This window comes from Hyphomonas sp., from assembly GCF_965284475.1.
Classification (GTDB): Bacteria; Pseudomonadota; Alphaproteobacteria; order Caulobacterales; family Hyphomonadaceae; genus Hyphomonas.
Genome location: NZ_OZ260087.1, coordinates 2,268,021 through 2,292,043 on the forward strand (window position 1 = coordinate 2,268,021; position 24,023 = coordinate 2,292,043).

Genomic DNA, 24,023 nt, shown 5'->3' on the forward strand with positions numbered 1-24,023 from the left:
TGGCCCCTGGGCTCGCGGCTCTACAGCGTCACGTCCCCCTGCGCACGCCATCAGCCCCGGTCAAACAGGCCCTCGATCATCTGATCGAGCATGATCTCCACGGCGGGTCGCTGCGTTTCATCCTCGATGATGCTGAAGGCGCCTTCATGCAGCGCGCTGAGGAACATGCGGGAAAAGGCGCTGCCGGGCAGGCGGGCGAGGCTGCCTTCTGCCTGTGCCTCTCTCAGCGTTGCCTCGATCAGGGCGATCCCGTGGTCTCCCTCGATCCGGCGCCAGACGGCCCAGCCGAGCACGGCCGGTCCATCGATCAGCACGATCTGACGTGACATCGCGTCATTCAGTGCGTCGAGCAGCGCCCGCGCGCCTTGTCGCATGCGCTCGCGTGCATTCGGCGCGCCGCCCGCTTCGGCGGCGACGCGCGCCACGAGCCGCATTTCCTCTTCCTCGAACACGGCTTCGAACAGTGCTGCTTTCGACGGGAAGTGATGCAGCAGGCCGCTTTTCGACATGCCTGCGGCGGCGGAAATGTCGTTCACTGCCGTTGAAATGAAGCCGTCCCTTCCGAACAGCGCCCGTCCCGCCTTCAGCAGGCTGGCGCGGGCGCTGTCGCTCCGGGCTTTTTGCGTGGTTTTTTCAGGCGGCATGAAACCTCTTGTGTAACCGACCATTGGTCTGTAAGTTACAGACTATTGGTCGGCAAGATCAACATTCCCGCTGCAGAAGTGTTCTGGGCGGGGCAATGGGAGAATCGCAAATGCATATTGCCACATTTCTGGACCACCGCAGATATGTCGAAACGCCCTCAGGCCGGATTGCCTATGTGGAGATGGGGGAGGGGCCGGTCGTCCTGTTCGTTCACGGGGTCTTCCTCAACGGGCTGCTCTGGCGCCCTGTCATGGAGCGGCTGGCAGGGGAGTATCGCTGCATTGCACTGGACATCCTCTGCCATGGCGCAACCGAAACCCCGGCGGATCAGGATGTCTCTTTCGCCGCCAATGCCCGTATGCTGGAAGAATTCTGCGCCGCACTTGGCATCGGGTCCTGTCGCCTCGTCGCCAATGACAGCGGCGGCGGCATCGCGCAGATTTTCGCGGCCAATCACCCCGAGCGTATCGACAGCCTGGTTCTGACCAATTGCGATGTGCATGACATGTGGCCGCCAGAGCCGATCAAGCCGATGAAACAGATGATCGCGCAGCAGGGCTTCGCCGCCGTCGCAGGCGAACTGGGCAAGGATCCCGCCACCGCGCGGGAGGCGTTCGCGGTCGGCTTCGAGGATCCCGGCATTCTGGGTGAGGAAGAGCTGGCCGCCTATCTCGGCCCCCTTTCGGCCTCGCCGGAAAGGGCAGGGCTCATGACCCGCTTCTTCGCCTCGATGAACCCGGCCGACACAGTGGCGGTGGAGGACAGGTTGCGCCGGCTCCATGCGCCTACCCTGATCGTCTGGGGAACTGCGGATGTGTTCTTCGGGCCGGAATGCGCGGCGTGGCTGGAAGACACCATTCCCGGCGCGCGGCCCACTGTGCACCTGCCCGGGGCCAAGCTGTTCTTTCCGCGCGAGCGGCCCGATGAACTTGTTCCCCTCCTGCACCGTCACTGGAAAGACGCCGGTACTGCGCCGTCAGCAGCTTCAGCCTGAACTTCCCGCCATTTCCCCCCCGGGCGGGCCAGCGCTCCCGTTTCGCCAGGTGGCGGCGGGAGCGCCTTTTTTCAAAGGGCATTGTGTGTCTCCTGTCGTTCGATCATCGACGCACGCGCGCGGCGACAGTGAGCGCAACACCTGTGTCGGACGTGATCGACTGCCTTTACCGATAGCTGGCCTGACCTGCCCGCGCCAGAAGGCGCGTCCAGGCCGCACTGGTCTCTGCCGTCCAGTCATCCGCAAGAGACGCTTTCACGCTGTCGCGGATCGCCAGGAAGAAGGCGTCGAACAGATTGTCCGGCACGCCATAGCTTTCATGGTTCACGCGCTCGGCGCCGAGCACGACCCCGGCCATGCGCCCGCCTTCGGCTACATCGATCAGGCATTCGAACGCCTGTTGCAGCATCGACCCGCGCACACCGCCATCGGTATCCATCAGGAACAGGGCTTCCAGCTCCGGATGCGCCGCGAACAGGCGCGCATAAATCCCCGGCGCCGGATCACCCTCGCGCGTGGCGAAAGTGTCCAGGCTGCTGAGGATCAGGTCGCACCCCTTCATGTCGCTCTACTCCTCAGCGTCGTCTTCCTTCTCGTCCTTCTTCGCCGGATCATACCTGGCGAACCAGCCCATGATATTGTCCGTCTTGGCGATCAGGCGGCTCGGGCGTGAGGCGATATAGTGCGGCGAGCCGGGTATGCGGATATAGGCGGTATCAACACCATTCATCTTCAGCGCGGTGTAGAACTGCTCGGCCTCCCATGGCGGCGTGCGCCAGTCTTCCTCGCCTACCATGACCAGTGTCGGCGTAACGACCCTGTCCATGTAGCGGATCGGCGAATGCTTGAGGAAGGCTTCCGGGTCCGACCAGGGCTCGGCGCGTATCCAGTGGCGCCGCACGACCTGCGCGATGTCACCGGCGAGCGCCATGGTCATCCAGTTGATCACCGGCTTGATCGAGGCAGCCGCCGCGAACCGGTCGGTCTGCGTCACGATCCACGCGGTCAGGATGCCGCCGCCCGATCCGCCGGTGACGAACAGGCGCTCGGGATCGACATATTTGCGCGCCACCATCTCATCGACCACGCTCATCAGGTCGTCATAATCATTACCCGGATAGGCAAGGTCGATCTCCAGCGCGAAGTCTTCGCCATAGCCGGTTGATCCGCGTGGATTGGACCAGACAGTGACATAGCCTTCCGCCGCATAGCGCTGTATCTCGCTCCCGAAATAGGGTCCGTACATGGCAAAGGGCCCTCCATGGATTTCCAGGATCATCGGGAAGCTGCCATCGGCCTTGAAGTCCGGCGGGAACGCGACCCAGGCCTCGATCTCCCTGCCGTCATGGCTGGAGGCAACCTTCACCTCTTCCACGCGTGCCATCTCCAGATAGGGCAGGACATCGGCGTTGAGGTCCGTCAGCACTTTCGCGTTCTTGCCGTCGAGGCCGACAGTACCAATCTCGGCTGGCCGGTCGGTGAAGCCCGCCATGTAGGAGATGACCGGCTTGCGCCCGCCGCTGACGCTGAAGCTGCCCTCAGCATAGGGACGGCCAATCGACCCGCCTCCAATGCCGGTCATCACTTGCGTGACCCTGCCGTTCAGGTCGATGCGGAACAGGCTCAGAACACCATGGTCTTCCGAAAGCACCAGCAGGCTCTTGCCGTCTGGTGTCCATTGCGTCTGACCGATATCACCCGGAAAGTCGGCGGCCAGCGCGCGCACATTCGTGCCGTCTGCATTCATCAGGTAGAGATCGGCCTGCTGATAGGACAGCGTCTTGTCGTCAAAGCCGCGATAGGCAATCGTCTTGCCGTCCGGCGAAACCACCGGGGATGTGTCAGGGCCGTCGCGCGTTGTCAGCGGCTTGATCGACAGGTCCGCCAGTTCCACCGCATAGATCTCGCTTTCGACAGGGTCCATGTCGCGGTCTTCGGCAGCGTTGCCCGAGACCAGCAGGGTGTCATTGTCGAGCCATTCCGGGCTTTGCATGTCCGCATCGCCGAACGTCACCTGCCGCGGCGTCCCGCCATCCACCGGCAGCACGAAAACCTGCGTCGCGCCGTTCTCCAGATAGCCCGCGCCGTCGAAGCGGAAGGTCAGCGTGTCGATCACCTTGACGCTCTCGTTCCATTCCGCGCCTTCCGGCGGGGTCGGCGCCTTGGCGAAGCTTGGCGCCTCGCCCTTCACGAACATGCTGAACGCGACATGCCTGCCGTCAGGCGACCAGGTCGCTTCGGACGGGCCTTCCAGGAACTGGGCCAGTGGAAAACTGCGGCCGCTGTCCATGTAGAGGACCCGTATTTCCGGTTTGCCCTCCGTCTCCGTGGCAAAGACCATCCGGCTGCCATCGGGCGACCAGCGCGGGGACGAGGCGCCGGACCCGCCGGTCACCAATGGCCGGTTGCTGCCGTCAGCAAGATTCAGGATCCAGATCCGGCCCGTATCCCTGTCGGTCATGCGGTCCATGGAATGGCGCACATAGGCGACCGTCTTGCCATCCGGCGAGACCTGCGGGTCCGTCGCATATTCCATGTCGAACACCCGGTCCGCCGTGAACCGCTTGGACGGGGCCTCGTTCTCCTTCGCCGAAGCCGCGCCCGCTGCCAGCAGCGCGCAGGCGCCTGCCATCAAGATATACCGGAATGTCATTGCTTCCCCCTTCTGGTTTTTCGCGTACGGCAGACCTACCAGCAGGCCTTGCCCCGGACAACTGAAATGCGGGGTATGCCTTGCCCGCTTTGAGGCCGCCAGGCCGCGTGCTAGGCTGCGCTCATGGATAGAAAGCCTGACCTGCCCGCATCCGTGCCCGCAGGGGCGCATGCGGATCGTGTGCGCGAGATTGCCCTGTCGCGCAGCGCTGCGGCCCGCTCGGCCATTGCCGCCTCCTGGGCCCGCTCGCTCACGACCCACGGCCTCACCCCGGATGCCCCGCACAAGCATGTCCGTATCGACGAGGCCGCCCTTGCTGAACGCCGGGACATGCTCGGCCGCATGCTGGCCATCTCCAATCCCGTCATGGACCGCCTGCATGCCAGCCTCGGGCTTGCCGGGTGCAGCATCCTCCTGTGCGACACCGGTGGCATCGTGCTCGACCAGCGCACGCCGGGCGCAGACGAGGGCACGTTCCGCTCCGCCGGCCTCTGGCAGGGCGCCGACTGGTCGGAAGCGACGCAAGGCACCAATGGCATCGGCACCTGTATCGCCGAGGAACGCGTCGTCACGATCTATCGCGACCAGCATTTCCACGACAGCAACACGGTCATGACCTGCATGGGCGCGCCCCTGTTCGACGAGCATGGCGAGCTTGCCGCCGTGCTGGATGTCTCCTCCTGCCGCTCAGACCTTACCCAGCCCTTCGCCACACTGATCGCCCAGACCGTGGCCGATGCCGCGCGCCAGATCGAGGCCGACCATTTCCAGAGCGCCTTTGCCGGCCAGCGCATCGTGCGGGGGCAGGGCGATGGCCAGCGCGGGGCCGTCCTGTTCGCGGTCGATGGGGACGATCTCGTCATCGGCGCCACACGTGCGGCCCGGCAGGCCTACAATCTGGGGAATGGCGCGTTTGCAACGCCGCGTCCTGCAGGCGATGTGTTCGGCGATTCAGAGCGGCGCGGCATCGGCCTCGACGGTGCCGAGCGGCGCGAGCTGAAACGCGCCATTGCCCGCGCCGAGGGCAACATGGCCGCCGCCGCACGCGCCCTCGGCATCAGCCGGGCCACCCTCTATCGCCGCATGGACCGCCTCGGCATCAGCCCCGGCTGACGTTTCTCCGGTAACCTGTCTCAGTTCTGAGACACTTGCCGCGTTTGGCAGGCTGCCCCCTCCTGACAGGTCCCGGGTTCGGGACGATGCTCTCCTCCAGTCTTCGCGTCACGACGAAGAAGCCAACGGAGGATACATCACATGGCCGACACCCAGTTTCTCGATTCATCGACAATGACTTCCCCGTTCAGGGACCGGTACGACAATTTCATCGGTGGCAGGTTCGTTGCCCCGAAGGCCGGACGCTATTTCGACAATCCGTCACCCATCACGGGCAAGACGATCTGCGCCATCGCGCGGTCGGATGCCGCCGACATCGAAATCGCCCTCGACGCCGCCCATGCCGCGAAGGATGCCTGGGGCAAGACCTCGGTTGCAGAGCGCGCATTGATCCTCAACCGGATCGCCGACCGGATGGAAGAAAACCTCGAACTGCTCGCCACCTGCGAGACATGGGACAATGGCAAACCGATCCGCGAGACCATGGCCGCCGACCTGCCGCTTGCCATCGACCATTTCCGCTATTTCGCCGGCTGCATCCGCGCCCAGGAAGGCGGCATCAGCGAGATCGACAATGACACGGTCGCCTACCACTTCCACGAGCCGCTCGGCGTGGTGGGCCAGATCATCCCGTGGAACTTCCCCCTCCTCATGGCGATCTGGAAACTCGCACCCGCGCTCGCGGCCGGTAATTGCGTCGTCCTGAAGCCCGCCGAGCAGACACCTGCATCAATTATGGTGTTTGCCGAACTGGTCGGCGATCTCCTGCCGCCCGGCGTGCTCAATATCGTCAACGGCTTCGGCCTTGAAGCGGGCAAGCCGCTCGCCACCAGCAAGCGTATCGCCAAGATCGCCTTCACCGGCGAGACGACAACGGGGCGCCTCATCATGCAGTATGCGGCGGAAAACATCATTCCGGTCACGCTGGAGCTCGGCGGCAAGTCGCCGAACATCTTCTTTGCCGACGTGATGCGCGAGGATGATGATTATCTCGACAAGGCGATCGAAGGCTTCGTCATGTTCGCCCTCAACCAGGGCGAGGTCTGCACCTGTCCGTCTCGCGCGCTCATCCACGAGTCGATCTATGACCGCTTCATGGAACGCGCCCTGAAGCGCGTTGCCGCGATCAGGCTCGGCAATCCGCTCGATCCGTCCACCATGGTCGGCGCGCAGGCCTCATCGGAGCAGAAGGAGAAGATCCTCTCCTATTTTGACATCGGCCGGCAGGAAGGTGCCGAAGTCCTCATCGGCGGCGCAGCTGCCGACCATGGCGGCGACCTCGCTGGCGGCTACTATATTCAGCCCACGGTCCTGAAGGGCCACAACAAGATGCGCGTCTTCCAGGAGGAAATCTTCGGGCCCGTCGTCTCCGTCACCACCTTCAGGGACGATGCCGACGCCCTCGCCATTGCCAATGACACGCTCTACGGCCTGGGCGCCGGTGTCTGGAGCCGCGACGCGAACACCTGCTATCGTTTCGGCCGCGCCATCCAGGCCGGCCGGGTCTGGACCAATTGCTACCATGCCTATCCGGCCCATGCGGCCTTCGGCGGGTACAAGCAGTCCGGCATCGGCCGTGAGAATCACTCGAAAATGCTGGACCATTACCAGCAGACCAAGAACATGCTTGTCAGCTATGCGCCGCAGAAACTCGGCTTCTTCTGATCGCCTGAAGCCCTCGCTTCAGGCCGATAGGCGGTTCCGGCGCGCGCCCCTCCCGACTGCGCGCCGGAATGCGCCCCAGCTTTACGTGTTGCCAGAAATCGGAGGCCGCATGACCAGAGCCTGCATCATCCCCCCGCGCGTCACCGCCACCCCGGCTGCGCTCGGTCTGATCGCGGAGATCCGCAAGGACCATCCCGACATCATCTTCCACCAGTCTGGCGGCTGCTGCGACGGGTCGAGCCCGATGTGCTACCCGGCGGGCGAGTTCCGCCTCGGCGATGTCGACATCTGCCTGGGCGAGGTCGACGGCGTGCCCGTCTACATCTCGTCCAGCCAGTTCGATGCCTGGAAACACACTCAGCTGATACTGGATGTCGTGCCGGGCCGCGGCGGAATGTTTTCGCTCGACAATGGGCGCGAGCAGCGCTTCCTCTCGCGGGCCCGTGCCTTCTCGCCAGAGGAATGCGCGATTCTCCGGGATACCTGAACGCGACTCATTCCTGCCCTTGCGATTCGCGCCGCCCCCGCGCATATAACCCGGAGGAGGCAGGTGGCGGACGGGCCATTCGCCAATCGGGTCAGGTCGGGAACGAAGCAGCCCCAACGATTTCAGCCCGGGTCGTTCGCCTGTCTCCGCCTTTTTCCGGCATTCCCAGATATCTCGCCTTCGGCAGATCACCTGTCGCACGAATTGCGGACGACGCATTCGCCTGTATGGACAGGCGATCCGGGGTGGCGTTAACTGCATGTTAACCGGAATTCCACGCCCTTTTTGACGGTTTTAAGAAATGTGCCGTTGACCCCATGTTAACCTTCCGACACTATATGTTGTGTCAGGAGAGAAGTTGGGGGCCATATCTGGCTACCGGGGGCTTCAGTTCCTATATATCAATGAAACTGGAGGGCTGCACATGTCTGCATCCGAGGCCAAGTCTGTGACCAAGAATACGCCGCGTAAGGGCAAGCCAAAGGCCGGTGCCGAGGCGCAATTGCGCGTCGTTGCCGGGGCGCCGGTCAGGACCGATCCGTCGCGTGACGCCCTGTTGACCGAATTTGGCAAGACCACGCTGAAAGACCGCTACCTTCTGCCGGGTGAGTCCTACCAGGACATGTTTGCCCGCGTCTCTACGGCCTTTGCCGATGATGCCGAGCACGCCCAGCGCCTTTACGACTACATGTCGAAACTCTGGTTCATGCCCGCGACGCCCGTTCTCTCGAACGGTGGCGCGGCGCGCGGCCTGCCGATTTCCTGTTTCCTGAACCAGGTGGGCGATTCGCTTGACGATATCGTCGAGACCTGGACCGAGAATGTCTGGCTCGCCTCCAATGGCGGCGGCATCGGCACCTATTGGGGCAATGTCCGTTCGATTGGCGAAAAGGTTGGCCAGAACGGCCAGACCTCCGGCATCATCCCGTTCATCCGCGTGATGGATTCGCTGACGCTGGCGATCAGCCAGGGATCGCTGCGCCGCGGTTCGGCGGCCTGCTATCTCGACTGCCATCACCCGGAAATCGAGGAATTCCTCGAAATTCGCAAAGCCTCCGGCGACTTCAACCGCAAGAGCCTCAACCTGCATCACGGCATCAACATTACGGATGCTTTCATGGAAGCGGTTCGCGCTGACGAGGATTTCGGCCTGATCAGCCCGAAATCCGGCGAAATCGTCCGCACGATTAATGCCCGCAAGCTCTGGCAGAAGATTCTCGAGCTGCGCATGCAGACCGGCGAGCCCTACCTCCTGTTCACCGACACGGTGAACAATTCCATGCCGGCCCACCAGCGCAAGCTGGGCCTCAAGGTCACGCAGTCGAATCTCTGCTCGGAAATCACCCTGCCGACCGGCATCGACCATCGCGGCCAGGACCGGACAGCCGTCTGCTGCCTCTCCTCGGTCAATGCCGAGACCTTCATGGAATGGTCGAAGGACGAGCACTTCCTGGAAGACATCTTCCGCTTCCTCGACAATGTGCTTGAAGACTTCATCGAACGTGCGCCACCGGAAATGGCCCGCGCGGTCTATTCCGCCAAGCGTGAACGGTCGGTCGGCCTCGGCCTGATGGGTTTCCACTCCTTCCTGCAGTCCATGAATGTTTCCATGGAGGGCGCGATGGCCAAGGTGTGGAACGAAAAAATGTTCAAGCACATCCGGCAGGGCGCCGATGCGGCCTCGGTCAAGCTCGCCAAGGAGCGTGGCCCCTGCGAGGATGCCCGCGATGTCGGCATGATGGCCCGTTTCAGCCACAAGATGGCTGTCGCGCCAACCGCGTCCATCTCGATCATCTGCGGCGGCACCTCGGCCGGCATCGAGCCGATCCCGGCCAATGTCTACACGCACAAGACGCTGTCCGGCTCGTTCACGGTCAAGAACCAGCAACTCGAAACCCTGCTCGACCAGAAAGGGCTGAATACCGACGAGATCTGGACCTCGATCCTGGAACATGAAGGTTCGGTCCAGCACCTCGACTGCCTCGATGAGCATGAGAAGAATGTCTACAAGACGGCCTTCGAACTCGACCAGCGCTGGATCATTGAGCTCGCCGCTGACCGCACGCCCTATATCTGCCAGTCACAGTCGCTGAACCTCTTCCTGAAGGGCGACGTATCCAAGTGGGATCTGCACATGCTGCACTGGACGGCATGGGAACGTGGTCTGAAATCGCTCTATTATTGCCGGTCCAAATCGGTCCAGCGTGCAGCCTTTGCCGGTTCGGAACGGGTCGAAGGCGAAACCATGGACACGCCCAATACCGACTATGACGAGTGCCTGGCCTGCCAGTAGGCTGCCGCCCGCATGGCTCATGTCAATGATCAGACGGCCAGCCCCAGAGGGTTGGCCGCTTTTCGTTCCGGGGTGGAAAACGCCGCCGCCCGGAATTCACGCAAAGCTTGCGGCAATTGCCTTATTTCAAACAAATATCTCTACAGATTAACAATGCGACTGCGCCATCCGGCCCCGTTTTTGCTGGAAAAAGCCATAGGATTTCGGGTTCTGGAACAAGAACAACAGGCGGACGTTTAATCAACCAGTGTTAATCTTTTTTGAGCGAAAGGCATTTGGGCATGCTGTGCCCTTTATGCTACATTAAGAGCAGTAGGGTGTAATTCTCAACAAGCGTAAGCGTACGAGGATTAGCCATGAAGGGTGTCAGGCGTATGGTAATCGCAATAGCCTCTACAGTGTTGACGTTGGCCTGCCAGGGCTGCGTATCGACATCTCCACATGACTATGCCCGGTCCGAACCGGCCGCGCCGCCGTCGCTCGGCATGATGACCGCCGTCCCCACAGCGCTCGGAACGACCGGCATCAAGGCCGCGACACCGCAAGACATCTCCGTTCATGTCGCCAACAGCCCATCTGCACGTTTCTCAGGCACCGTCATGGGTGTCCTTCCAGCTCCCGCCGCCCAGTTTGACGGCGCGACGTCGGCGGCATTCGGCATCATGCCGGGCGTCGTTCCAGTCGCTGTGCCTGAATTGGCCTGGACAGGCAGTCCCGCGCTTGTTGCGATTGCAGCTGAACGCGGCATGGCCCGACTTTCCGTGCCAAGCCAGATCGAAAAAGACATTGCCGCCGAAGTGGCCTTCTCCGCCCCGCGCGAATTGACTGGCCTGAAATTTGACATCGGCGTCGCGCCGCGCATCGTGGTCCGCGAAGAAGGTGAACTGGAGTCCAAGCGTGTCGGTGGTGAGGTCCGCATCGGTCGCGACCTCAATATCCTCGACAGGGATGGCCAGCCGCAGGGTTGGTACATTTTCGCTGGCGCTGATGGCGAAGCCCTGATCTGGGATGCCGGCAATACAAGCCTGACGCCCAACCTGAATGACATGTCCCTGTCCGATCAGGTCACCGTCGGTGACCTGCAGGCAGGCGTCTCTGTCCAGCGCGCCGGTGGGGAACTGTCGCTCAGCTACATCCGCCGTGAAGTCAAATATGAAGACCGTAATGGCAGCATCAGCGACACTGAAGATTTCGCAGGTGTAAGTTTCACGATGCGCCGATAGATGATACCTCCCCGGCCATGATGAAGGCCCAGAACTGTTTTCGGGCCGCGCTAGTCGCGGCCCTTTTTGTTGCACCACTGGCCAATGCCCAGGAGGTGAATAAGCCGGCTGTCACCTCGCTGACGGTCGAGAATGACAAGTTCGGCGGCGGCACCGACCGCAACTATTCCAATGGTCTGCGCTTTGAGCGGGTCTCAGGCGCCGATGAGATCTTCCCGGCGCTCGAATGGATATCGCACCGGATCCCGTATCTCGAACTCGACCGCAAGGAACTGCGCCAGGGCTTTGCCCTCTCGCACACCATCTTCACGCCGGAAGACAAGACGCTTGCCGTGCCCGAGCCCACCGACCGGCCCTATGCAGGCTGGCTCTATGCGTCCGGCACGATCGTGGCCGCCAGCGCCAACACGCAGGACACATTGCAGGTCAATCTCGGTGTTGTCGGGCCGTCAGCTGGCGGCGAATTCGTCCAGAACAATTTTCACCGCGTGATCGGTGTGGCCGAGGCGCAGGGCTGGCCAAACCAGTTGCGCGATGAACCGGGCCTGGAGATCATCGCCCAGCGCCTGCATCGCTTTCCGGGGCCCAATCTGCCTCTGGGCGTTGAAACGGATTTCGGCTTTGATGTCGGCGGCGCGCTCGGCAATGTCCGCACCTATGCCGCGACGGGCCTGACCGCGCGGATCGGCTGGGACCTCGATTCCAGCTTCGGACCGCCGCGCATCCGTCCGGCCCTGTCGGGCGCGGGCGAATTCGTTCCCGGCAACGATGCCAACCCGATGGGCGGCTACCTGTTCATCGGCGCCAGTGGCCGGGCGATTGGCCGCGACATGTTCCTTGATGGCAACCTCTGGCGCGACGGCCCCCGTGTCGATGACCGCAAGACCTTTGTGGGCGACCTTCAGGGCGGCATCGCGATCCATTATCGCGCAGTCCAGCTCGCCTTCACCTATGTGAACCGCACCGAGGAATTCGACGCCCAGATAACGCCGCAACGCTTCGGCGCCTTCTCGATCTCGATTGCCCACTAAAGCGTCGCGATATCAATCACGAACCGGTATTTCACGTCGCCTTTGACCACGCGGTCATAGGCGGTGTTGATGTCCTTCATGGCAATGATCTCGACGTCACTTGTCACGCCATGCTCGGCGCAGAAATCCAGCATCTCCTGCGTCTCCTCGATGCCGCCAATGCCTGATCCCGCCAGGCGGCGACGCCCGGCCAGCAGCAGGCCGCCATGCATCTCTTCCAGGGGCTCGATCGCACCAACCAGCACCATTGTGGCATTGCGCGCCAGCAGCATCAGGTAGGGGTTCAGGTCATGCTTGACCGGCACGGTGTTCAGCAGGAAGTCAAAACTGCCGCGGTGGGCCTTCATCGCTGCGCGGTCGCCGGAGATCAGCACGTCATGCGCGCCAAGCCGTTTGGCGTCCGCGCCTTTCTCCGGTGAGGTCGTGATCATCACCACGTCACACCCCATGGCTACGGCGAACTTCACCCCCATATGGCCAAGTCCGCCCAGGCCAATCACGCCGACCTTGTCGCCCTTTTTGACGTTCCAGTGCTTCAGCGGTGACCAGCTGGTAATGCCCGCGCACAGCAGCGGTGCGACTTCGGCCGGGTTCAGCTTGTCTGAAACCTTCAGGACGAATGCGTCGCGCACGACGATCTGCTTTGAATAACCGCCAAAGGTCGGCCCGCCGATCACCGGCTCGGTCCCACCATAGGTGCCGATCGAACCTTTCTCGCAATACTGCTCGTCGCCATCCGCGCAGGCCGGGCAGGCGAGGCAGGCATCCACGAGGCACCCCACGCCCACTGTGTCACCCACCTTGTGCCGGGTCACATCCGCGCCAACGGCGCTTACGCGTCCGACAATTTCATGTCCTGGCACCACAGGATACCTGGTCCGTCCCCATTCATTGCGCGCCGTGTGGATATCGCTATGGCAGACACCACACCAGGTGATCTCGATCAGAACGTCATTCGGCTGAAGGTTACGCCGGTCTATTTCGAACGGTTCGACCGGTGTTTCCGGTCCCTGAGCGGCATAGGCAGCAACGCGCATCGTCTTCTCCCCGTTATGATTTTGTCCATCGTGGCAGTCCGGCAGCCGGAAGTCGAGACAGCTACCCGGCCTTCCTGAAGGTCAGGCTGATGCGGCGCGTGCCCGTCATGTCATGCGTTCCGGCCTTGACCGGCAGCACGCCGTGATAGGCGAGCCGCGCGCTGCGTCCGAATACCAGCGCGTCGCCATGTTCCAGCAACACGGTCTGCTTCGGTCCGCTGCGCTGCTTGCCGCCAATCACGAACCGTCCAGGCAGCCCCAGCGAAACTGACACGACCGGCTGGGTCGTGTCCTGTTCGTCCCGGTCCTGGTGCGCCGTCAGCCGCGCGCCGACGTCATAGCAATTGATCAGGCAGGCATCCGGATCAAACCCGCCCGCGCCAAACGCCGCCGCCGCGCGCTGCGCCACCGTGCGGAACGCGTCCGGCATGTCCGGCCAGGGCCGCCCGCTCATCGGATCGAGCCGGTCATAGCGATAGCCGGACCGGTCGGACACCCAGCCCACCTCGCCGCAATTCGTCATCAACACCGACATGGTCTTGCCGCCCGGCGTCACCAGGTGCCGGAACCGTGCGGCCTTCAGCACCGGCTGCAGTGCATCCCACAGGGCCGGGGCATCGGCAAAGCCCGGAAGGTGCAGAACGCCCTCGCCATGCCAGCTCTCGTCCGGCCGCAAACTGCTCAGCAGGTCAGTCATCACGCGGCATCATGGAAGATGATCCCTGTTGCAAACCGCGCCCCCCGGCGCAGCGGGCTGACGCCATGGCGCATCTTCACGCGATAGTCGCCGCGCGTGCCGCTCACCGGCCGCTCGTTCACGGCGAACACCACGGCTTCGCCTGCCCGCAGGGGCACGACATGCGCGCGCGACTGCATCCTTGGCCTCTGTTCCGTCAGCACGAATTCACCTCCGTCAAAATCCTTTTCCGGGTCACTCAGCAGGATAACGATCTGGAGCGGAAAAACGATCCCGCCATACAGGTCCTGATGCAGGCAGTTATAGTCGCCTTCGCGATAGGACAGGATCAGCGGCGTCGGCCGGATCTGCCCCGCAGCATGGCAGGTCGCCAGGAAATCCGCATGTGCCGCCGGATAGCGCACGTCCTGCCGCATCCGTTCTGCCCAGCGATTGGCAATCGCGGCGCACCCCGGATACAGCGCGGTGCGCAGGCCGGCGATCGGGCCGGGCAGGGGATAGCGGAAATACTTGTACTCGCCCCGCCCGAACCCGTGCCGGGCCATATGCACATGGCTGCGATAGGGCGCCTCTTCGCCGAACGCGCCGGCCAGCGCAGCGCGCGCCTCTGCATCCAGCAACCGGCCCAGCGAGGCAAAGCCGTGATCATCCAGCGCTGTCGCCACAGCGGCCCAGTCAATATCCGCGGCGTCCATTCACCCTCCTGCCTGTTTCCAGATCCGGGTCTAGACCGGCCGGGCCATGCCCGCATTCCGATTCATGCTGCTTGGCAGGGGCGCCCGTGCCCGGCTAGATAGTCTCAGGCATGAGATGCACGCATGGAGACCGGACATGGGCGATCATACAGCTATTGTCAGATGGTCGCGCGGCGACGGGGACTTCAAGGCCAACCGGCATTCCCGCGCGCATGAATGGGAATTTGACGGCGGTCTCAAAGTGCCCGCCTCCGCCTCGCCCCACATTGTGCCGCTCCCCTACGCCGTTGCCGCAAATATCGATCCGGAAGAGGCCTTTGTCGCGTCGATCTCCAGCTGCCACATGCTGTTCTATCTCCACAAGGCGCGCGATGCGGGCTTTGTCGTCAACAGCTATGAAGATGCGGCTGTCGGTGTGCTGGCCACGAATGCCGCCGGCCGTCAGGCCATCACCCGCGTCACGCTGAACCCGGTCGTGACCTATGAAGGCTCGCGGCCCTCGCCTGGCCAGGTCGATGCCCTGCACCATGCCGCGCATGAGCTTTGCTTCATCGCCAATTCGGTGACCACCGAGATCATCACAAACACAGCCGGGTCCTGACCGGAACTTTACCGGCGGCCGGCGGCACAGGCCACTGCGAAAGATCAGCGCGCCCATCTTGCAGATGCGTGGGCGCATGCAGATATCCTGTCTGTGCCAGCGCATGCTGGTGTTCTCACAGAAATTGAAAACTCATGGGCCGCTTCCTGAAAGCCCTGGTCATGACCTTCCTGCTCATGGAGATCACGGCCATCGTCGCGCTAACGGCCGTCTGGGCCACACTATCGGAGTTTCACGCCAGCCAGAATTTCCTGCTTGCCACACTCGGCCTTACGGCTGTGGGGCTCGGCTTTCTGACCGCTTTTGTCTTCCGCCGCGCCCTGCACGCCGAGCGCCGGCTGGAAAGCGAAACGGACATCGAGACGGTCATGTGGCAAGGCCCGGTCCCGGACATGCCGGGCCCCAATGCGGTCGGACCAGCCACAGGTCCGGTCCTTTCAGGCGACCCGTTTCTGGTGCACCGCCAGCCAACGGTCCATCGCGTCGAATGACAGCGGCCGGCTGAACATGTAGCCCTGCATCAGGTCACACCCGGCAGACGTGACAAAGGCTGACTGCAACTTGGTCTCGATGCCCTCGGCCACGATCTTCACATCCAGTGTACCGGCCAGCTGCATGATGGACGTCATCAGGTCGGCAATCTTGTAGCTGGACCCGATTGACTGGATCAGCGACTTGTCGATCTTCAGCTTGTCCAGGGGCAGCTCGAGCAGGGCGCGCAGGTTCGAGAACCCGGTACCGTAATCATCCAGGGCGATCATCACGCCGGCCTTGTGCAGGCGGTCGAGATTGCGGCGCGCAGTGTCCAGATTGTCGACGAAGGCTGATTCCACGATTTCGAGACAGATGGTCTTCGGGTCTGTTTTCGTGCGTGCCAGCTCCGCGAGGAAACGGTCGGCAAAATCGATCGAGACAATATCCATGGGCGAGATGTTCAGGGACAGGTATTTGATGGCGCCGGTGTTCAGCCACGGCCCGACGTCCCGGCAGGCCGCTTCGTGGAGCCTGGCATCGAGCTGTGTTGCCAGCCCGCAGCCATGCGCGATCTCGAACATCTCTTCCGGGTTGATCGGCCCGAGGTCCTTGTGGGTCCAGCGTGCCAGGGCTTCGACACCCTGGATCTTGCGGGTTTTTGCGCAGACGATGGGTTGGTAAAAAGGGCGCACTTCATTGTTGGAAATGGCCCCCGGCAGGTCGCGAGTGATCTGCATCCGGCGCGACAGCGCATTGTTTATCTTTGCATCGAAGGACAGCACCTTGCCGCGGCCCTGCCGTTTGGCAACCATCAGGGCCATGTCGGCATATCGCATGAGGTCGTCCGGGTAGGTGGTATCCTGCGGATAGACCGCGATGCCGACAGATCCGGAAATTTCAATTCGCCCATGATCGCTCTTGATCGGCCGGAAAGTGTAAGTGTGGGCCTCTTCGAAGCCCTGGACCAGTGCGTTCTGACCAATATTCGGCAATTCGGTCAGCAGCACGAACTCGTCGCCGCCCCAGCGGGCAACTGCGAAGACATCCGGCAGTTCACAGAGGCGCTTGCCGACCGTTTTCAGCACAAGATCACCGGCTGCGTGCCCGAACCGGTCATTGATCTGCTTGAACCGGTCGACATCGATAAAGGCGACGCCGAACCGCCTGCCGGTCTCTTCCGCTTCGCGGATCGTGGCGGCGAGTTTGTCCTTGAATCCGAGACGGTTCTTCAGGCCGGTGGTTGTGTCGGTATGGGCAACCTCCATCGCAGCCTGCTGTTTCAGCTCGGCAATGGTCAGGGAGCTTTCAAGCTCCAGCGTCCGCTTTGACAGGCTCTCGTTGAGCTGTCTCAGATGGTCGCCGGACGCCAGTGACACCGTGTCATCGGGCGTTCCGCCATCCGACGGGTGCGCGTTCGGCCTCACCGAAGCAAGGATGATCCCGACAAGCCCGGTTGACCCGTCAGGCAGCACAAGCGGCACCTTGCGGGTCAGCGCGAACAGGTTCGACCCGATTTCCTCTTCCTTCACTACCTCTTCGCCGGCGAAGACCCGCCTGTCGGCCGTCCTGAACGCCTTGACCTGTTCCGGCGGGCAGAAGGCGCGGTCGTCCTTGCCAATGTAATCAGCATGTCCCATCAGCTCTTCGAACGCTGCGTTGCCGTATATCCACTGGTGTTGCGCATTCTTCACGAAAACCGGATAGGGCAACACGTCCAGGATCTGCGTCAGCTGTTCGATCCCGATCATGCCCGCTCCGCCTGTGCCTTGCAGCAACGGCCAAGGTCATGCATCGCTCCGGACAGGTCCGGATATGTCAGATTGCAAACCGTCATGCCCATAAGGGTTTTTTAGGCGCATCAGTATAAATAACTCGCTAAGTCGGGCGGGCGAATTAGGTGATTCTTCAAGGCGCTATCCGCCGTAATCCCCCCCCAGGCCCGCTGACGGGCAGGGGGACTCGGCGCCCTTCATGGCCTATGCTCCGTTCAGCGCGCGGCCAGATATTGCGCTGATCTGCATTTTCTGTGGGCATCCCTGTGGACAAGTGTCGCAGAGTTCACAGAACATCTTGCGGCATTAACCTGAATGAAGCACTATATGTGGTGTATATTGCCCCACGCATCGACATGAACACCAAGGAGGCCCCCATGGCTGACGGAAATTCCAATGTGTCAGGACTGCTCACCCCGAGCCATGCCTACAAGCCGTTCCGCTACCCGTGGGCGTATGACTTCTGGAAGAAGCAGCAGCAGGTCCACTGGATGCCCGAAGAGGTGCCGCTGGGCGAGGACTGCAAGGACTGGGCGGTCAAACTGTCGGATGGCGAGCGTAACCTGCTGACCCAGATTTTCCGCTTCTTCACGCAGTCCGACATCGAGGTCGGCGCGAATTACATGACCAATTACATGCCCCTGTTCAAGCCGACAGAGGTCTCCATGATGCTGGCCAGCTTCTCCAATATGGAGACAATCCACATCGCGGCCTATGCCCTGCTGCTGGAAACCATCGGCATGCCCGATTCGGAATTTTCCGCCTTCATGGAATACAAGGAGATGTCGGCCAAGCATGACTATCTCGGCCAGTTCGGGGTCGAGACCGATGAAGACATCGCCGTCTCCATGGCCGTGTTCGGGGCCTTCACCGAGGGCCTGCAGCTGTTCGCCAGCTTCGCCATGCTGATGAACTTCCCGCGCTTCAACAAGATGAAGGGCATGGGCCAGATCGTCACCTGGTCGATCCGCGACGAGTCGCTGCACTGCGAGGGCATGATCAAGCTGTTCCATGCCTTCTGCGCCGAGACCGGCGTGATGACCGATGCCCTGCGCGAGAAAATCCGCGAGTGCTGCCGCACCGTGATCATGCTGGAAGACAAGTTCATCGACCTCGCCTTCGAAGCCGGTGACGTCGAAGGCATGACGCCGGCCGACATCAAGAACTATATCCGCTACATCGCCGACTGGCGCCTCGGCCAGCTCAAGCTCGAGCCGATCTACGGTATCGACAAGCACCCGCTGCCCTGGCTGTCGGAAATCCTCAACGGTGTCGAGCACGCCAACTTCTTCGAACAGCGCGCCACCGAGTATTCCAAGGGCGCCACCCGCGGTGACTGGCACGGCGAAGACGGCGTCTGGACCAATTTCGACAAACGCAAACCCGCGCAGGTCCCGGCGGAGTAGGTCGCGTCCCCGGACGCAAATTCTGAAAGGCCCCACCCCAGGATGGGGCCTTTTTTATGCGCCTATACGCCTGCGACCAGTAACCGGCGCGCGATGGCCTGCATATGTTTGACATATTTGCGCTGCGACCATTCGCGGTCGATGCGCAGGTGTTCCCAGTTGCGCACCGACAGCAATGTCCACAGCAGGTCGCTCGCATCCTTGACGCCATAGTCCGGACTGAGCTGTCCATCGGTCTTGAGCCGTTTGATCGCCGCCTCGCAGCCTTCCCACATGTCCAGCATGCGCTGTTGCCAGGCGGCGGTGGCGTCTTCCTCGTTCATCGCCATCAGGGCCCGTGCCACGGGGTAGATCTCGGGAATATAGGCGGTCCAGGCGTCGATATAGGCCTCCAGCCTGGCAAGGCCGGTGGGCGCTGTACGGCTGGCGGCCAGGCGCGCGTCAGACGCATTCAGCTCGTCCACATAATGTGTCACGGCGATCAGCAATTCCGTCCGTGTCCGGAAATACAGGTACAGCGTCTGGCGTGTCACGCCGGCCTCCTTGGCCACATCGCTGACGCGGACCGTGTCGCCATCGGCGGCCTCAAGGCGTTTCAGCGCCGCCTTGAGAATGCGAATGCGGGTTTGGGCAACTTGATTTGACATGGTGTCAAATTAATGCAATTTGACACGGTGTCAATTGACGCGGTGTAAAATAGAAAGGGATTTCCCATGTCTGCTGCCCTGGCCCTGACGGCCGTTTCCGTCATTGCCTGCGCGCTCGTCGCGGGTGTGTTTCTGGCCTTCTCCGATTTCGTGATGCGCTCGCTCGATCAGACCGCGCGGTCGGGCGGGATCGAGACGATGCAGGTCATCAACCGCGAGGTGTTTCGCACGGTCTTCATGGTCGTTCTGGTCGGTATGTCGATCGTGTCGCCCGTACTGATGGCGCTCGCCTGGTGGCAGATGCATGGCGCCGCGCAGGCTTGGGTCCTGTCCGGCGGCGCGCTCTACATGGTGCTGGTTTTCGGCGTTACGGTGGCAGGGAATGTGCCGCTCAACATACGCCTTGAGATCATGTCGCCTGCCAGTCCTGAGGCGGCACCGTTCTGGACGCATGAATTCTATCCCCGCTGGACCGGGCTCAATCATGTCCGCACGTTCGGCGCGGCGGCGGCCGCGTGCTGCTTCCTGCTCGCCTGTCTCATTCCCGTTCACGCCTGACCCCAACGGAGAAACGCATGCCGGACTCATTATTCACACGGGGCCTGCTGGGCCTTGCCGGTATGGTTGGCCTGTCCGTCGGCGCAGGCATCGTCTTCGCGCCCGTCGCGTTCCATGCCACCAGCGGCATTCATCTTGGCAGCGACGTGAACCTCGCCAATGAAATACGCGCCGCAGGCGGGCCGATACTCGCCGGCAGCCTGTTCATCCTCGCAGGTGCCGTCCGGCACCGGCTCATCCGGCCGGCGCTAGCGCTCGCCACGCTGCTCTACCTCTCCTATGGCGCTGCGCGCCTGGTCAGCATGGCAGTCGACGGCTCACCTGGCCAGGCGCTGGTTCTGGTTGCCATGCTCGAATGCGTGATCGGCACGGCTTGCGGTCTGGCGCTTCTGGCTCATCGCGGGTCGCCCGCGCGAAAGGATGTCTAATCCGCCAGCTTGAATTCCAGCGGATATTCCAGGCCGCTCACGCTCACGAACTGCCCGTCGACAAGCTGCGGCGCAAACTCGGCCTTCAGGACAGACCGCTCGGCCTCGCTCTTGAATACCGGATCGGTGCAGGCTGCCGACACGTTGAACGGCTTGCCGCGCGTATCGATGGCGAAGGCGACACTGCACGATCCCGAAAGGCCGCGCGTTGCCGCCTTGCCCGGATAGACCGGCATGGGCGGCCGGATCACCTGGTATCCGCGTGATGACACAACCACCGGCGAGATTGCCGGCAGGTTCAGGCGGATCGGAAGCAATGAACCCGGCGCCGCGCCGCCAATGACCGGAACAGGCAGGTGGATATCCGCCTGGGTGGTCGACAGGGCAGGCGGGGGCGGTGGCTTGGTGGCCGCGTCAAGCATCTGCGGCTTCGGGCGTTTCCGGATCTCGTCATTCGTCTCCGGCAATTGCGGCGTGATCATGCCAAGGATGCGTGTCGCAGGCTCTGCGAGCGTAATCCCCTTCACCTCGATCAGCGTGCTCATCAACAGGAACAGTCCATAGGCAATCGGCAGGGCCATCAGCGCAGCCATCGGTGTGCGGTGGGCAGTCGAGTTCAGCATGCGCATTTCCTCCGTATGGGGCGGGCCGGTTATCCGGCTCTCTCAATTTTGTTATGTAATAATGTTATAAAAATGGCGCCTGTCAATCATAATCGGGGCAGGGCCCAGCCCTCTCATTTCACGAGTGAAGGTGTCATCAGGCGTGTGCGGAACGTCACCGTGTGGCCGCTCGCCTGGAACGTAACGTCGAGTCAAGTGAGGGGCCGCCCATGGCCGCGGGCGGCCCCTCCAACGCACAAGACCGGGAGGAAATGGCCTAGCGTTGTTCAGCGTCGGTGTGGGTCATCGCAGTATTGCTGGCAAACACGCCGGCAGTGGCAAAACCTTCCTGAGCCTGCTGGTCCCTGATCTTCGACACGGCCGATTCCACCAGTGTTTTGACGCACTTGGTGTCGGTGTAGAAGCCCGAAATGGTTGGCGTGTAGGACGTGCAGGCAGCCTTTGCCTGGGACTTGATGCTCTTCAGCACTTCAGTGGCGCCGGTTTCGGATGCCAGCAAGGTCTTTTCATAGGAGATGCTCACCGTGACAGGCTTCAATTCTCCGGCAACAGCGAGAGGCGACAGGATCATGGCCGCGGCCATGATCGATGCGATTGGTTTCAACATGGGTATAGCCCTTTAGAAGTTAGCGCCGGAAAATTCCGGCAGGAAACTCCCCCCGCAGCTGAGCCTTATGATCACTGTTCCCTGTAATGCGCTCATCAATGCATTGGCCAACCGGGAACAGCCAACTCATGCTGCACTGCAATATTGTGCTCGCACACGCAGCAAAGCAACCGCTGTTTTGCGAATTTTCGGTCAAAACCTGTACCTGCAATAGCCATCGCCTGAATTGTGAGCGCACTTGCCCAAAGCTTCATCTGAAACGCGTCAGAGCATCAGGAAAATGTCACGTCTGCTATGCATTTATGACGTATCTTCAGGGCTTCGCCGCATTGGGGAAAAGAAAAAAAATCAATAAAAACAATACTTTAATTGATTCTCTGCGGCTCTGGCAGAAACGCGCTGCTTCTGGCAGTCCCGCGCCCCGTCATGGCGGGCATATGCCGTCCGCACGCTCCTTCGCTGTTTACACAGGGGCCATTCCGGCAAATGCCAGTGGTGCCAGGCGTTTCGGGGTTTCCCGGGTTCATCCTGACCAGCCATCGAGTTTCTCTATGGCAGAAGAATGCAGGATTAACTGGCAATTGCGAATCATTCTCACTATATGATTTCGGTCCCAACCGGAGTCGGCCCAATGCCTCGCGACCTGCTGAAAACGCTCTCATACAGCCTCATGCACCTGACGGTCGCCGTCACGGTGGCATTCGTGCTGACCCGAGACTGGCGCATCGCCCTTGGCGTCGGCCTGATCGAGCCCCTGGTCCAGACCGTCGCCTACACGCTGCACGAGCGGGCCTGGCGCCGGGCAGGGGATCAGCACCCGCCAATTGACGTCGCGCCGCATTTCCGCCAATTGGGTGCATGACGAAACTCACTACACCTGAAGCCGTTGTTGACGCCCTCGAAGGCCTCTACAGCGAAGCCGTCGAGGCCCTGTCCGGGGCCCTCGATCTCTACCTCCACAAGGGCACGGCCCCCGATCGCAAGCTGCGCGAAAGCGGGGCGTTCTGCTATCCCCAGATCCGCCTGACCTATGATCCGGACGGCCCGCCGCCGCCGATCAGCCGCGCCTTCGGCAAGATGTCGGAAGCGGGCACATATATCTCCACCTTCACCCGGCCGGATTTCTTCCGGGCCTACCTGATCGAGCAGCTCACGCCCCTGATGCGCGACTATGATGTCGATGTCGTCGTCGAACGCTCCGGCCAGGAAATTCCCTACGCCTATGTCTGGGAACAGGGCCAGGCCGAAGGGCTTGAGGAAATCTCCCCGGCCGAGCTTGCCCGCTGGTTCCCCAGCCCAAAGCTGGCCGACATTGGCGACGAGGTTGCCGACGGCGAACTGTTCGAGCCCTATGACACCCATCCGCTGGCTTTGTTCGATGCCCCCCGCGTCGACCTCTCGCTCAAGCGTCTCCAGCACTATACCGGCACCCCGGTCGAGCATTTCCAGCACTATGTCCTGTTCACCAATTACCACCGGTATGTCGATGCCTTCTGCGACTGGGCGCTGACCCAGATCGGCGGCGACAATCATTACACGTCCCTGTCCGTGCCCGGCGGCCTTGAAGTGTCCAGCGTCACCGACACGTCGCGTGCCGACATCGATGCCACCCCGTGGCGCCGGTTCCAGATGCCCGCCTATCACCTTCGCGCGCCCAACGGGGCAGGCATCACGCTGGTCAATATCGGTGTCGGCCCGTCCAATGCGAAGACGATCACCGATCACCTCGCCGTGCTGCGCCCGCAGGTCTGGCTCATGGTCGGCCATTGCGGCGGCCTGCGCCACAGCCAGTCCATCGGCGACTATGTCCTCGCCCACGCCTACCTGCGTGAAGACCATGTGCTCGATGCCGTGCTGCCGCCGGAAATCCCGGTGCCGCCCATCGCCGAGGTCCAGGTCGCCCTGCAGGAAGCCGCCGCCCGGGTCACCGGCGAAAGCGGCGAGGCCCTCAAGCGCCGCCTGCGCACGGGGACAGTCGTCACCACCGATGACCGCAACTGGGAACTGCGCTTCACCGCCACGGCCCGGCGGTTCAACAAGTCGCGCGCCATCGCCATCGACATGGAAAGCGCGACGATTGCGGCCAATGGCTACCGCCTGCGTGTGCCCTATGGCGTGCTGCTCTGCGTCTCCGACAAGCCGCTCCACGGAGAGATCAAGCTGCCCGGCGCGGCAAACCGCTTCTACGAACGGGCCATCGGCGAACACATCCGTATCGGGATCGAAACGCTGGAAGCCCTCGCCGCCGACAAGGGCGCAAAGATCCACAGCCGCAAACTCCGCGCCTTCGACGAACCGCCGTTCCGCTAGGGCTCGCGCTTTCATCCCGCGCCCTTCTCCCTCGGGACTAGGGCAGGGAACGAGGGGCGACTGC

The 24,023-nt window shown here is 62.2% G+C and carries 25 protein-coding genes and 1 other RNA gene; 16 read left to right on the top strand and 10 right to left on the bottom strand.

Translation table 11 applies throughout. The features are described from left to right. Positions 1-50 precede the first annotated feature (50 nt). Entirely contained in the window at positions 51-644 is a 594-nt protein-coding gene (locus tag ACQ66M_RS11220; RefSeq protein ID WP_350171343.1) for a TetR/AcrR family transcriptional regulator, read from the bottom strand. Between the two features lie 110 nt (positions 645-754). Here ACQ66M_RS11220 and ACQ66M_RS11225 point away from each other — a divergent pair, with 110 nt between their 5' ends. Next, on the top strand, positions 755-1,639 hold the full coding sequence (locus ACQ66M_RS11225) for an alpha/beta fold hydrolase (RefSeq protein WP_430403830.1): 885 nt from the start codon (positions 755-757) through the stop codon (positions 1,637-1,639). A gap of 166 nt (positions 1,640-1,805) precedes the next feature. Here the strand turns inward: ACQ66M_RS11225 and ACQ66M_RS11230 are convergent, their stop codons facing one another. Together ACQ66M_RS11230 and ACQ66M_RS11235 are read right to left on the bottom strand one after the other, a co-directional pair. Next, positions 1,806-2,201, bottom strand: coding sequence for a globin (locus tag ACQ66M_RS11230; protein ID WP_350171341.1), 396 nt, complete (start codon positions 2,199-2,201; stop codon positions 1,806-1,808). Between the two features lie 6 nt (positions 2,202-2,207). After that, positions 2,208-4,292, bottom strand: coding sequence for a prolyl oligopeptidase family serine peptidase (locus ACQ66M_RS11235; protein WP_430403832.1), 2,085 nt, complete (start codon positions 4,290-4,292; stop codon positions 2,208-2,210). A 123-nt stretch (positions 4,293-4,415) separates the two neighbouring features. Between ACQ66M_RS11235 and ACQ66M_RS11240 the strand changes: the two genes are divergently transcribed. The 7 genes from ACQ66M_RS11240 (at position 4,416) to ACQ66M_RS11270 (ending at position 12,104) form a co-directional block, all read left to right on the top strand. Then, positions 4,416-5,405 (top strand): GAF domain-containing protein, encoded by a 990-nt coding sequence (locus tag ACQ66M_RS11240; protein ID WP_430403834.1) that lies wholly within the window; start codon positions 4,416-4,418, stop codon positions 5,403-5,405. Positions 5,406-5,546: 141 nt separating this feature from the next. Then, positions 5,547-7,070 (top strand): aldehyde dehydrogenase, encoded by a 1,524-nt coding sequence (gene adh / locus ACQ66M_RS11245; protein ID WP_430403836.1) that lies wholly within the window; start codon positions 5,547-5,549, stop codon positions 7,068-7,070. A gap of 109 nt (positions 7,071-7,179) precedes the next feature. Then, positions 7,180-7,557, top strand: coding sequence for a DUF779 domain-containing protein (locus ACQ66M_RS11250; RefSeq protein WP_350171337.1), 378 nt, complete (start codon positions 7,180-7,182; stop codon positions 7,555-7,557). Between the two features lie 58 nt (positions 7,558-7,615). Beyond that, positions 7,616-7,705: signal recognition particle sRNA small type (gene ffs, locus ACQ66M_RS11255), an RNA gene on the top strand. A 276-nt stretch (positions 7,706-7,981) separates the two neighbouring features. Then, a complete protein-coding gene (locus tag ACQ66M_RS11260) occupies positions 7,982-9,850 on the top strand; it encodes a ribonucleoside-diphosphate reductase subunit alpha (protein ID WP_350171336.1) in 1,869 nt (622 codons plus the stop codon). 398 nt (positions 9,851-10,248) lie between these two features. Further along, positions 10,249-11,073, top strand: coding sequence for a hypothetical protein (locus ACQ66M_RS11265; protein WP_430403838.1), 825 nt, complete (start codon positions 10,249-10,251; stop codon positions 11,071-11,073). Positions 11,074-11,093: 20 nt separating this feature from the next. Beyond that, the gene (locus ACQ66M_RS11270) at positions 11,094-12,104 is read left to right on the top strand and encodes a lipid A deacylase LpxR family protein (protein WP_430405164.1); all 1,011 of its coding nucleotides are present in this window, start codon (positions 11,094-11,096) and stop codon (positions 12,102-12,104) included. On the opposite strand, the gene ACQ66M_RS11275 is transcribed toward ACQ66M_RS11270, so the two are convergent. The 3 genes from ACQ66M_RS11275 to ACQ66M_RS11285 all read right to left on the bottom strand — a co-directional run bounded on the left by ACQ66M_RS11275 (position 12,101) and on the right by ACQ66M_RS11285 (position 14,533). Next, positions 12,101-13,141, bottom strand: coding sequence for an NAD(P)-dependent alcohol dehydrogenase (locus ACQ66M_RS11275; protein WP_430403840.1), 1,041 nt, complete (start codon positions 13,139-13,141; stop codon positions 12,101-12,103). The two genes, ACQ66M_RS11270 and ACQ66M_RS11275, sit on opposite strands and share 4 nt — an antisense overlap. Positions 13,142-13,202: 61 nt before the next feature. Next, entirely contained in the window at positions 13,203-13,838 is a 636-nt protein-coding gene (alkB, locus tag ACQ66M_RS11280; protein ID WP_430403842.1) for a DNA oxidative demethylase AlkB, read from the bottom strand. After that, entirely contained in the window at positions 13,838-14,533 is a 696-nt protein-coding gene (locus ACQ66M_RS11285) for a 2OG-Fe(II) oxygenase (protein ID WP_430403844.1), read from the bottom strand. Before ACQ66M_RS11285 ends, alkB begins: the two co-directional genes overlap by 1 nt. Before the next feature lie 136 nt (positions 14,534-14,669). On the opposite strand from ACQ66M_RS11285, the gene ACQ66M_RS11290 reads away from it, so the two are divergent. Together ACQ66M_RS11290 and ACQ66M_RS11295 are read left to right on the top strand one after the other, a co-directional pair. Next, positions 14,670-15,134 carry an OsmC family protein gene (locus tag ACQ66M_RS11290; RefSeq protein WP_430403846.1) on the top strand — a complete coding sequence of 155 codons (465 nt, stop codon included), beginning with the start codon at positions 14,670-14,672 and terminating at the stop codon, positions 15,132-15,134. Positions 15,135-15,268: 134 nt separating this feature from the next. Further along, positions 15,269-15,625: a hypothetical protein gene (locus tag ACQ66M_RS11295; protein ID WP_430403848.1), complete on the top strand. Its 357-nt coding sequence runs from the start codon at positions 15,269-15,271 to the stop codon at positions 15,623-15,625. On the opposite strand, the gene ACQ66M_RS11300 is transcribed toward ACQ66M_RS11295, so the two are convergent. Then, positions 15,572-17,356, bottom strand: coding sequence for a sensor domain-containing protein (locus ACQ66M_RS11300; protein ID WP_430403850.1), 1,785 nt, complete (start codon positions 17,354-17,356; stop codon positions 15,572-15,574). The genes ACQ66M_RS11295 and ACQ66M_RS11300 overlap by 54 nt on opposite strands. Before the next feature lie 401 nt (positions 17,357-17,757). Here ACQ66M_RS11300 and ACQ66M_RS11305 point away from each other — a divergent pair, with 401 nt between their 5' ends. Then, positions 17,758-18,786 (top strand): ribonucleotide-diphosphate reductase subunit beta, encoded by a 1,029-nt coding sequence (locus ACQ66M_RS11305; protein WP_430403852.1) that lies wholly within the window; start codon positions 17,758-17,760, stop codon positions 18,784-18,786. A gap of 62 nt (positions 18,787-18,848) precedes the next feature. Here the strand turns inward: ACQ66M_RS11305 and ACQ66M_RS11310 are convergent, their stop codons facing one another. Beyond that, complete coding sequence (locus ACQ66M_RS11310) at positions 18,849-19,433, bottom strand: TetR/AcrR family transcriptional regulator (protein ID WP_430403855.1); 585 nt, start codon at positions 19,431-19,433, stop codon at positions 18,849-18,851. Between the two features lie 66 nt (positions 19,434-19,499). On the opposite strand from ACQ66M_RS11310, the gene ACQ66M_RS11315 reads away from it, so the two are divergent. Further along, positions 19,500-19,991 (top strand): DUF1772 domain-containing protein, encoded by a 492-nt coding sequence (locus tag ACQ66M_RS11315; RefSeq protein WP_430403857.1) that lies wholly within the window; start codon positions 19,500-19,502, stop codon positions 19,989-19,991. 17 nt (positions 19,992-20,008) lie between these two features. Further along, positions 20,009-20,419 (top strand): DUF4345 domain-containing protein, encoded by a 411-nt coding sequence (locus tag ACQ66M_RS11320; RefSeq protein ID WP_430403859.1) that lies wholly within the window; start codon positions 20,009-20,011, stop codon positions 20,417-20,419. Here ACQ66M_RS11320 and ACQ66M_RS11325 read toward each other — a convergent pair. Together ACQ66M_RS11325 and ACQ66M_RS11330 are read right to left on the bottom strand one after the other, a co-directional pair. Then, positions 20,416-21,042, bottom strand: coding sequence for an energy transducer TonB (locus tag ACQ66M_RS11325; protein ID WP_430403861.1), 627 nt, complete (start codon positions 21,040-21,042; stop codon positions 20,416-20,418). The two genes, ACQ66M_RS11320 and ACQ66M_RS11325, sit on opposite strands and share 4 nt — an antisense overlap. 256 nt (positions 21,043-21,298) lie before the next feature. After that, positions 21,299-21,649, bottom strand: coding sequence for a UrcA family protein (locus ACQ66M_RS11330; protein WP_430403863.1), 351 nt, complete (start codon positions 21,647-21,649; stop codon positions 21,299-21,301). A 302-nt stretch (positions 21,650-21,951) separates the two neighbouring features. Here ACQ66M_RS11330 and ACQ66M_RS11335 point away from each other — a divergent pair, with 302 nt between their 5' ends. The 3 genes from ACQ66M_RS11335 to ACQ66M_RS11345 are packed head-to-tail and all read left to right on the top strand — an operon-like array spanning position 21,952 to position 23,959. Beyond that, positions 21,952-22,254, top strand: a complete 303-nt coding sequence (locus tag ACQ66M_RS11335) for a hypothetical protein (RefSeq protein WP_430403865.1) — start codon at positions 21,952-21,954, stop codon at positions 22,252-22,254. A gap of 26 nt (positions 22,255-22,280) precedes the next feature. Continuing rightward, entirely contained in the window at positions 22,281-22,511 is a 231-nt protein-coding gene (locus ACQ66M_RS11340) for a DUF2061 domain-containing protein (protein ID WP_350171321.1), read from the top strand. Then, a complete protein-coding gene (locus tag ACQ66M_RS11345) occupies positions 22,508-23,959 on the top strand; it encodes an AMP nucleosidase (protein ID WP_350171320.1) in 1,452 nt (483 codons plus the stop codon). Before ACQ66M_RS11340 ends, ACQ66M_RS11345 begins: the two co-directional genes overlap by 4 nt. Positions 23,960-24,023: the final 64 nt, after the last annotated feature.

Coding starts and splice junctions, on each gene's coding strand:
- ACQ66M_RS11220 (WP_350171343.1), bottom strand. CDS start 644: ATGCCGCCTGAAAAAACCACGCAAAAAGCCCGGAGCGACAGCGCCCGC.
- ACQ66M_RS11225 (WP_430403830.1), top strand. CDS start 755: ATGCATATTGCCACATTTCTGGACCACCGCAGATATGTCGAAACGCCC.
- ACQ66M_RS11230 (WP_350171341.1), bottom strand. CDS start 2,201: ATGAAGGGGTGCGACCTGATCCTCAGCAGCCTGGACACTTTCGCCACG.
- ACQ66M_RS11235 (WP_430403832.1), bottom strand. CDS start 4,292: ATGACATTCCGGTATATCTTGATGGCAGGCGCCTGCGCGCTGCTGGCA.
- ACQ66M_RS11240 (WP_430403834.1), top strand. CDS start 4,416: ATGGATAGAAAGCCTGACCTGCCCGCATCCGTGCCCGCAGGGGCGCAT.
- adh (WP_430403836.1), top strand. CDS start 5,547: ATGGCCGACACCCAGTTTCTCGATTCATCGACAATGACTTCCCCGTTC.
- ACQ66M_RS11250 (WP_350171337.1), top strand. CDS start 7,180: ATGACCAGAGCCTGCATCATCCCCCCGCGCGTCACCGCCACCCCGGCT.
- ACQ66M_RS11260 (WP_350171336.1), top strand. CDS start 7,982: ATGTCTGCATCCGAGGCCAAGTCTGTGACCAAGAATACGCCGCGTAAG.
- ACQ66M_RS11270 (WP_430405164.1), top strand. CDS start 11,094: ATGAAGGCCCAGAACTGTTTTCGGGCCGCGCTAGTCGCGGCCCTTTTT.
- ACQ66M_RS11275 (WP_430403840.1), bottom strand. CDS start 13,141: ATGCGCGTTGCTGCCTATGCCGCTCAGGGACCGGAAACACCGGTCGAA.
- alkB (WP_430403842.1), bottom strand. CDS start 13,838: ATGACTGACCTGCTGAGCAGTTTGCGGCCGGACGAGAGCTGGCATGGC.
- ACQ66M_RS11285 (WP_430403844.1), bottom strand. CDS start 14,533: ATGGACGCCGCGGATATTGACTGGGCCGCTGTGGCGACAGCGCTGGAT.
- ACQ66M_RS11290 (WP_430403846.1), top strand. CDS start 14,670: ATGGGCGATCATACAGCTATTGTCAGATGGTCGCGCGGCGACGGGGAC.
- ACQ66M_RS11295 (WP_430403848.1), top strand. CDS start 15,269: ATGGGCCGCTTCCTGAAAGCCCTGGTCATGACCTTCCTGCTCATGGAG.
- ACQ66M_RS11300 (WP_430403850.1), bottom strand. CDS start 17,356: ATGATCGGGATCGAACAGCTGACGCAGATCCTGGACGTGTTGCCCTAT.
- ACQ66M_RS11305 (WP_430403852.1), top strand. CDS start 17,758: ATGGCTGACGGAAATTCCAATGTGTCAGGACTGCTCACCCCGAGCCAT.
- ACQ66M_RS11310 (WP_430403855.1), bottom strand. CDS start 19,433: ATGTCAAATCAAGTTGCCCAAACCCGCATTCGCATTCTCAAGGCGGCG.
- ACQ66M_RS11315 (WP_430403857.1), top strand. CDS start 19,500: ATGTCTGCTGCCCTGGCCCTGACGGCCGTTTCCGTCATTGCCTGCGCG.
- ACQ66M_RS11320 (WP_430403859.1), top strand. CDS start 20,009: ATGCCGGACTCATTATTCACACGGGGCCTGCTGGGCCTTGCCGGTATG.
- ACQ66M_RS11325 (WP_430403861.1), bottom strand. CDS start 21,042: ATGCTGAACTCGACTGCCCACCGCACACCGATGGCTGCGCTGATGGCC.
- ACQ66M_RS11330 (WP_430403863.1), bottom strand. CDS start 21,649: ATGTTGAAACCAATCGCATCGATCATGGCCGCGGCCATGATCCTGTCG.
- ACQ66M_RS11335 (WP_430403865.1), top strand. CDS start 21,952: ATGACGTATCTTCAGGGCTTCGCCGCATTGGGGAAAAGAAAAAAAATC.
- ACQ66M_RS11340 (WP_350171321.1), top strand. CDS start 22,281: ATGCCTCGCGACCTGCTGAAAACGCTCTCATACAGCCTCATGCACCTG.
- ACQ66M_RS11345 (WP_350171320.1), top strand. CDS start 22,508: ATGACGAAACTCACTACACCTGAAGCCGTTGTTGACGCCCTCGAAGGC.